7 protein-coding genes and 1 pseudogene are annotated in these 6,898 nt (G+C 67.8%); 3 read left to right on the forward strand and 5 right to left on the reverse strand.

All coding sequences use genetic code 11. The features are described 5' to 3' along the window. Positions 1-271 precede the first annotated feature (271 nt). The gene (locus A6302_RS18660) at positions 272-847 is read right to left on the reverse strand and encodes a cold-shock protein (protein WP_069308296.1); all 576 of its coding nucleotides are present in this window, start codon (positions 845-847) and stop codon (positions 272-274) included. Between the two features lie 293 nt (positions 848-1,140). On the opposite strand from A6302_RS18660, the gene A6302_RS18665 reads away from it, so the two are divergent. Both A6302_RS18665 and A6302_RS18670 read left to right on the forward strand, forming a co-directional pair. Further along, a complete protein-coding gene (locus A6302_RS18665) occupies positions 1,141-1,581 on the forward strand; it encodes a VOC family protein (protein ID WP_069308297.1) in 441 nt (146 codons plus the stop codon). Between the two features lie 436 nt (positions 1,582-2,017). Then, complete coding sequence (locus A6302_RS18670) at positions 2,018-3,109, forward strand: YcbK family protein (protein WP_141703932.1); 1,092 nt, start codon at positions 2,018-2,020, stop codon at positions 3,107-3,109. A 33-nt stretch (positions 3,110-3,142) separates the two neighbouring features. On the opposite strand, the gene A6302_RS23190 is transcribed toward A6302_RS18670, so the two are convergent. Both A6302_RS23190 and A6302_RS23195 read right to left on the reverse strand, forming a co-directional pair. Further along, entirely contained in the window at positions 3,143-3,694 is a 552-nt protein-coding gene (locus A6302_RS23190) for a hydrogen peroxide-inducible genes activator (RefSeq protein ID WP_169833628.1), read from the reverse strand. Positions 3,695-3,711: 17 nt separating this feature from the next. Next, a complete protein-coding gene (locus tag A6302_RS23195; protein ID WP_169833629.1) occupies positions 3,712-4,056 on the reverse strand; it encodes a LysR family transcriptional regulator in 345 nt (114 codons plus the stop codon). Positions 4,057-4,258: 202 nt separating this feature from the next. Between A6302_RS23195 and A6302_RS18680 the strand changes: the two genes are divergently transcribed. Then, positions 4,259-5,761, forward strand: a complete 1,503-nt coding sequence (locus tag A6302_RS18680) for a catalase (protein ID WP_069308299.1) — start codon at positions 4,259-4,261, stop codon at positions 5,759-5,761. Positions 5,762-6,034: 273 nt separating this feature from the next. Here A6302_RS18680 and A6302_RS21625 read toward each other — a convergent pair whose 3' ends face one another. Further along, positions 6,035-6,523 (reverse strand): glutathione S-transferase C-terminal domain-containing protein, encoded by a 489-nt coding sequence (locus A6302_RS21625; RefSeq protein ID WP_245294145.1) that lies wholly within the window; start codon positions 6,521-6,523, stop codon positions 6,035-6,037. Between the two features lie 83 nt (positions 6,524-6,606). Further along, positions 6,607-6,741: pseudogene (locus tag A6302_RS26315) on the reverse strand (hypothetical protein); the annotation flags it as partial. Positions 6,742-6,898: the final 157 nt, after the last annotated feature.

The following is a 6,898-nucleotide window of genomic DNA, read 5'->3' on the forward strand; positions in this document are numbered from 1 at the left end:
GCCCATCGCCTGCCGGGCGCCGAGGCCGGCCAGAAGCGCAAGGGTCGTTATCGCGGCGAGCCGAACCAGACGACGGCCACGCGCGGCGCCCGCCGGCGCGCTACCGGCTGCGGCCGGCTCCGGGAGCGGCCGATCGTCCTTGCGGCAATGAGAAGTCATCACGGGAGAAACCATCGGGTATGGAAGGCCGGGAGAGCGCCGGCTCATGTCCGGCGCGGGATCAGGCCGGGCCAGAGGACATCCCCGGATTCGATCCGGATCCGGCCCCGTTTCAGTGGGAAGCGGGTGCCCCGCCGGCGTTGAGGGGGCGCACTTCCGAAGCCATCAGGCCCTTGGGGCCGTCGCCAAAGCGGATCAGCACTTCCTGGCCGGGGCGCAGTTCCGCCATGCCATAGCGCCGCAGGGTTTCCATGTGGATGAAGATGTCCGGATGGCCCTCGCCCTTGCTGACGAAGCCGAAGCCGCGCACCCGGTTGAACCACTTCACGGCCACCCGCTCCAGCCCGCTGGTCGGCGTTACCTGTACGTGGGTGCGCGAAGGCGCCATCTGCGAGGGGTGGACCGCGGTCGATTCGTCCATCGACAGGATGCGCAGCGCCTGCAAGCCCTTGGGCCGGTCGAGCACCTCGCACACGACCCTTGCGCCCTCGTAGGCGGTCTGGAAACCGTCGCGGCGCAGGCAGGTGACATGCAGGAGGATGTCGGGCAGCTCGTCGTCCGGAACGATGAAGCCGAAGCCCTTCGCAACGTCGAACCACTTGATCGTACCGGCAACCTCGATGACGTCGGCCCCGACGTCGTCACCGAGTTCCGAACTGGAACTGAGGTCCGAATGAACCTTAGCCATGACGACGGCCCCTCCGGTTACGAAAAACAACTTCTGTCGAGCCCCGCGCGGCATCGACACGACCTTCTTGATTCTCAGTCCGGAATCTTAGCATCGAATGCCCGTGGTCCCGCAAGGGCGGAGCCCGTGATTCCCCGGAAAACTGCGCTTCGCTACGGCCAGCTTGCTGTTGCCCATATGGTGCACCGCCCGCTCGGGTCGAGACCTTTCTTGTCATTGCCAGCGATCGGACTATGTCTCCCGCGACACCGCGCACACGCGCGGCGGGGCGAAACCGAAGGTGAGGACGACACATGCGCTACCTGCACACCATGGTCCGGGTGACCGACGTCGAGGCGTCGCTCGACTTCTTCTGCAACAAGCTCGGCATGGTCGAGGTCCGGCGCAGCGACAATCCGGGCGGGCGCTACACGCTGATCTTCCTTGCCGCCGCCGGCGACCGGGAAGCGGCGCTGAAGAGCGCGGCCCCGACCATCGAACTCACCCACAACTGGGATCCGGAAGACTATGGCGAAGGCCGGAATTTCGGCCATCTCGCCTACGAGGTCGACGACATCTACGCGACCTGCGCCCGCCTGATGGACAGCGGGGTGACGATCAACCGGCCGCCGCGCGACGGCCGGATGGCCTTCGTCCGTTCGCCCGACAACATCTCGATCGAGCTGCTGCAGAAGGGCGCCGCCCTGGCCCCGGCCGAGCCGTGGACGAGCATGCAGAACACCGGCCGCTGGTAAGCCGCCTTCCGCGCGGCGGGCCGGTCCAGCCGGCCGGTCCGGACAGACGGTCCGCCGCGCGCTCTTGGCCAGTCGAACGGCTGGCAATACGAATTTTCACAGTGTAGGCGCTGCGCCTGACGGTTGCCGCAATGGCGTTACAGGAGATGGGTCGGGATTTTCCCGCTTGCCATCGCGCCGCTGCCGTGTTGTTTCTCCGAACATCGGACTTTGACGTGAGGCGGGACCGAGGTTAACCCTCGAAGACAACCCTCCGCCTTCGCATTGCCTGCGCACCGCCCGCGAGCGCTGACACGGCGGCCGGTTGCCAGTTCGCGACATGGCTGCGGACTCCACCCTCCCGCCACGGCGGGACGGCAGAAGAGAAGCAGGGCTGCGGGTTTCCCGATCGGAAACACCGTCGGCCGAGGAAACCGCCTGGAGCCCAGACGCGCGCATGTCTTCCCGCACTGTCCTCGTTCTTGGATTGATGATGGCGCTCGGCGCCTGCTCGAGCTTCTACGATTCCAGTGACTTCGTGACCGCGACGACGGCGCCGGCATCGGGCGCGGCCGGTGAGACAGCTGCGGCGGACGGCGAGACCGCTCAGGCGACCGACAAGACGGCGCCCGAGGGCACGGCGGAGGCGACGACCGAGGCAAAGCCCGGCGAGACAACGACGACCGTCGCGGACGCCTCGAAGGGTGATGCCGCCCCGACCGAGGGGACGGCAGCGGCACCCGCGAACGGCGATGCGGCGGCAGCGCCCTCCCAGCCCGGGGCGCCGGGTGCCGCGCCCGCGGCTCAGGCCGCGGCGCCGGCGTCTGCGGATCAGCCCCCGGCCGAACCGGCCCCGACGGATCCGGCCGCAACACCGGTGCTGGCCATCGCCCCCGAGGTGGCCGCCAAGGGCGTCACGGAAACCGCCAAGGTGGTTGCTGCAAAGGAAGACCAGCCGATCACCGACGATGCGGTCGCCGCCCCGCCCGAGGAGGACGAGCCGGAGGCCATGGCCTTCCAGAAGCCGCACCGGGTGGAGAAGATGGACAGCCTGCCCGGCGTCACCTGGCCGGAGGGCATCATCCTCGTCTCGCGCACGCCGGGCGACGACGACCCGGGCAGCTTCTTCAGGAACGGGCCGACGCATCCCTTCGCCGGACGCGTGCCCGGCATCCCGCGCAGCGCGGTGATTGCCGCCAACGGCCTGCTGCTGGCCAACAGCTCCATCCAGGTCGGCTGTCTCAAGCCCGGGCTGGTGTCGATGATCCGCCGCGCCGAGCGCCAGTTCGGCAAGCGCGCCGTGATCACGTCCGGCTATCGCTCGCCGCCGCACAACCGCCGTGTCCGCGGCGCGCGCAACTCGCAGCACATGTATTGCAGCGCGGTCGATCTCTACATGCCCGGCGTGACGCGCGACACCCTCGCCCGCTTCCTGTTCGCCATGCCGGATCGCGGCGGCATCGGCCTCTACTGCCACACCCAGGCGATCCATATCGATGTCGGCAAGCGGCGCGCCTGGCGCTGGCCCTGCTACAAGCGGCGGAGCTGACCTGCTCCGCCCGCCCCGGTCGTCATGCAACGGTCAGACGCTGGCCTGATCGGGGCGCGTGGTGCAGTCCGAAACGGAGGTGACGAGCCGCCCGAATTCGGTCGCGCGCGGATTGCTGCGCCGCCAGGCGATTCCCACCTGCCGGCTGGGCTCGGGCGCCGAGAACCGGGTGACGCGGATCCGGGTCTCGTCGATCGGAAACGTTTCCAGAAAGATCTCCGGCAGCAGGGTGATGCCCTGCCCGGCCGCCACCAGCTGAAGGATGGTCGTGAGGCTGGTGACGCCGCTCGAGCGCAGCCGGCGGGGCTCGATGCCGCCGCAGACGGTGAGCGTCTGGTCGCGCAGGCAGTGCCCGTCCTCCAGCAGCAGCAGCGCTTCGGGCAGGATGTCGGCCGCCGAGGACACCGCCAGATCGGCGTAGGGCCCCTGGCGCGGCACCGCCAGGAGGAAGGCATCCTCGAACACCGCCACCTCCTGGAAGGCGGCATGTCCGAGCGGCAGGCTGGCCACGACGATGTCGAGGTCGCCGGCGGCGAGTTCGTCGACGAGCGTGGCCGTGACCGTCTCCCGGACGGCAAGCTGCACGCGCGGGAAGGCGGCGGTCAGGCGGGGCAGCAGCTTGGCAGGAGATAGGGCGCGATCGACGGGATGACGCCGATTCGCAACGGCCCGGCCAGTTCGCCGATCTCGCGGCTCGCATAGGATTCCAGATCGCCGATCTCGGCGAGAATCCGCCGCGCCCGTGCGACAACCCCCTCGCCCATGGCCGTCAGCCGGGCGCCGTTCGACGTCCGCTCGACAAGCGCGACGCCGAGCGCGGCCTCCAGATCTCGGATCTGCACGGACAATGCCGGCTGGCTCACGGACGCCCGTTCGGCGGCGCGGCCGAAATGCCCTTCCAGTGCAAGCGCATCGAGATAGCGAAGCTGGCGGAGGGTGATCTTCATAACCTTTTCCTATCACATGCCGCAGAACTTACAATTGGATCTTATGTGGAAGCCCGTTCAGAATGCTTCCAGGGTTGAGCGAGGGAGTGTCTGTCCGACGGGCGACGCGGACCTCCCGAAGCCGGGCGGTCCGGGCAGTTGTGCCCGATGCCGCGCCGGCGAACGCCAACCGGCACGACACACGCCGCAGGGATAGATCTCCATGACCGACAAACCGACGATGACGACGACGGCGGGGGCGCCGATCGCCGACAACCAGAATTCGCTGAGCGCCGGCGAGCGGGGTCCGCTGCTGATGCAGGACTACCAGCTGCTGGAAAAGCTGGCGCACCAGAACCGCGAGCGCATTCCCGAGCGCACCGTTCACGCCAAGGGCTGGGGCGCGTATGGCACCCTGACCATCACCGGCGACATCTCGCAGTATACCAAGGCCAAGTGCCTGCAGCCGGGCGCCCAGACGCCGATGCTGGCGCGCTTCTCCACCGTGGCCGGTGAGCTCGGCGCGGCCGACGCCGAGCGCGACGTGCGCGGCTTCGCGCTGAAGTTCTACACCGAGGAAGGCAACTGGGATCTCGTCGGCAACAACACCCCGGTGTTCTTCATCCGCGATCCCTACAAGTTCCCGGACTTCATCCACACCCAGAAGCGCCATCCGCGCACCAACATGCGCTCCCCGACCGCCATGTGGGATTTCTGGTCCCTGTCGCCCGAGAGCCTGCATCAGGTGACGATCCTGATGTCGGACCGCGGCCTGCCGGTGGGCGTGCGCAACGTCAACGGCTACGGCTCGCACACCTTCTCGTTCATCAACGCCGCCGGCGAGCGCTTCTGGGTGAAGTTCCACTTCAAGACCCTGCAGGGCCACAAGCACTGGACCAACGCCGAGGGTGAGCAGGTCGTCGGCAAGAACCGCGAGACGACCCAGGAAGACCTCTACAACGCCATCGAGGGCGGCGACTTCCCGAAGTGGAAGATGCAGGTCCAGGTGATGCCCGAGGAGGACGCCGGCAAGCACTGGTACAACCCCTTCGACCTGACGAAGGTGTGGCCGCATGCCGACTATCCGCCGATCGACATCGGCGTGTTCGAGCTGAACCGCAACCCGGACAACTATTTCGCCGAGATCGAGCAGGCCGCCTTCTCGCCGTCGAACATCATCCCGGGCATCGGCTTCTCGCCGGACAAGATGCTGCAGGCGCGCATCTTCTCCTACGCCGACGCCCATCGCTACCGGCTCGGCACCCACTACGAGCACCTGCCGGTGAACGCGGCCAAGTGCCCGGTCCATCACTATCACAAGGATGGTCCGATGCGCTTCTTCCCGCAGATGACGGGGAACGTGAACGCCTATTACGAGCCCAACTCGTTCGGCGGCGCCACCCAGGACCCGAGCTTCGCGGAGCCCCCGCTGAAGATCTCCGGCGATGCCGACCGCTACAACCACCGCGACGGCAATGACGACTACCGTCAGCCGGGCGACCTGTTCCGCCTGTTCGACGTCGGCCAGCGCGCGCGTCTGTGCTCCAACATCGCCGCCGCCATGGCCGGCGTGCCGAGCGAGATCATCGAGCGCCAGCTGGTGCATTTCGACCGGGCCGATCCGGCCTACGGTGCCGGCGTGCGCCTGGCGCTTGCCGAAGCGCACGGCTACGAGCCGAACGCCATTCCGGTGGACGCCGCGACGCCGCAGGAAGCGGCCGAGTGATCAATCCAGGTCATCAGGCCAGTTCCTGAACGAAAACTGCCGCCGGCAAGACCGGCGGCAGTCCGGAACGTCACGGTGCATGCCGTGCGCTGGTCCGACGAAGCTCTCCCTGACCGGCATCTCGGAGCGTTTCGCCAGGCGGAGGCCGTCGTCGACCCAAACCGGCGACGGCCTTTGTATTATCGCCGTCCCGCGCTGCGGCGCAATGACGCGGCAGGCACCGGGCACCCTCGTCGGCGTTGAAGATCTTCCGCAATTTCCCCGGATTCCGGCTCAGGCCGCCCGCACCCGTGCCAGCCACGCCGTCACCTCCGCCTCCCCGTCCAGAATCGGAAACGCGGTCACGGTCGTTGCCCAGATCAGATGGCCGGCGACAATGTAATCGACGTAGAGCGGCGACGCGCCGCCGATGAAGGGCGCGCTGCGCAGCATGTGGCGCATCGGCGCCAGCGCCTTGCGAATCTCGTCCGTCCGGTTCTCGCGCCCCGCCTGCACCTCCTCCAGCGTTCGCCCGAGCCGCTTCTCGCGGGTCGTGCGGAAATAGGTCTGGTCGGCCGGCGCCAGCAGGTCGTGGATGTCCTTGACGATGAAGGGCATCAGGGCCGCTCCCACCGTCAGGTTCGCATAGCCCTCGACGAGGCGCGCCACCGCGCGACCACTCTCCCCCGGCGCAAACAGCGCGGGCCGATCCGGCCAGGTCGCCTCCAGATGCTCGGCAATGGCGAAGCTGTCGCCGATCTTCGTTTCCCCGTCTTCCAGCACCGGAACGGTCGCAAACCCGCCGCCGGCGCCGCCGGCACCGCCGTGAACGGCGTCGGAACGGATTCATAGTCGAGATCCTTGTGGCGCAGGGCGAGTTTCACCCGCCAGCAATAGGGACTGAAGCGAATCTCCGGATCGGTGCCGCAGAGGTCGTGAAGACGGAGGGTCACAGGCTTCTCCTTCAGCTGTCCGGCCGCTGCGGCCAAAACGCGGCGCATGCTGAAGCAGCCGCGCCGCACACTCAAGCCGCCGCGCAGGAAAAGAGGCTGATGACCGTGCCCCGAGCGTGCAGACACGGCATTTCCGGTGGCACGACTGCCTGCCTGCAGATGCAGGACGCGCCGGCTACACCCCCACAAGCCGCATGACAGAAAA

The sequence above is a fragment of the Methylobrevis pamukkalensis genome, from assembly GCF_001720135.1.
In the GTDB taxonomy this organism is placed as follows: Bacteria; Pseudomonadota; Alphaproteobacteria; order Rhizobiales; family Pleomorphomonadaceae; genus Methylobrevis; species Methylobrevis pamukkalensis.

What these genes read in the sequence shown, in the direction of transcription:
- A6302_RS18660 (WP_069308296.1), bottom strand. Translation starts at nt 847, where the DNA reads ATGGCTAAGGTTCATTCGGACCTCAGTTCCAGTTCGGAACTCGGTGAC.
- A6302_RS18665 (WP_069308297.1), top strand. Translation starts at nt 1,141, where the DNA reads ATGCGCTACCTGCACACCATGGTCCGGGTGACCGACGTCGAGGCGTCG.
- A6302_RS18670 (WP_141703932.1), top strand. Translation starts at nt 2,018, where the DNA reads ATGTCTTCCCGCACTGTCCTCGTTCTTGGATTGATGATGGCGCTCGGC.
- A6302_RS23195 (WP_169833629.1), bottom strand. Translation starts at nt 4,056, where the DNA reads ATGAAGATCACCCTCCGCCAGCTTCGCTATCTCGATGCGCTTGCACTG.
- A6302_RS18680 (WP_069308299.1), top strand. Translation starts at nt 4,259, where the DNA reads ATGACCGACAAACCGACGATGACGACGACGGCGGGGGCGCCGATCGCC.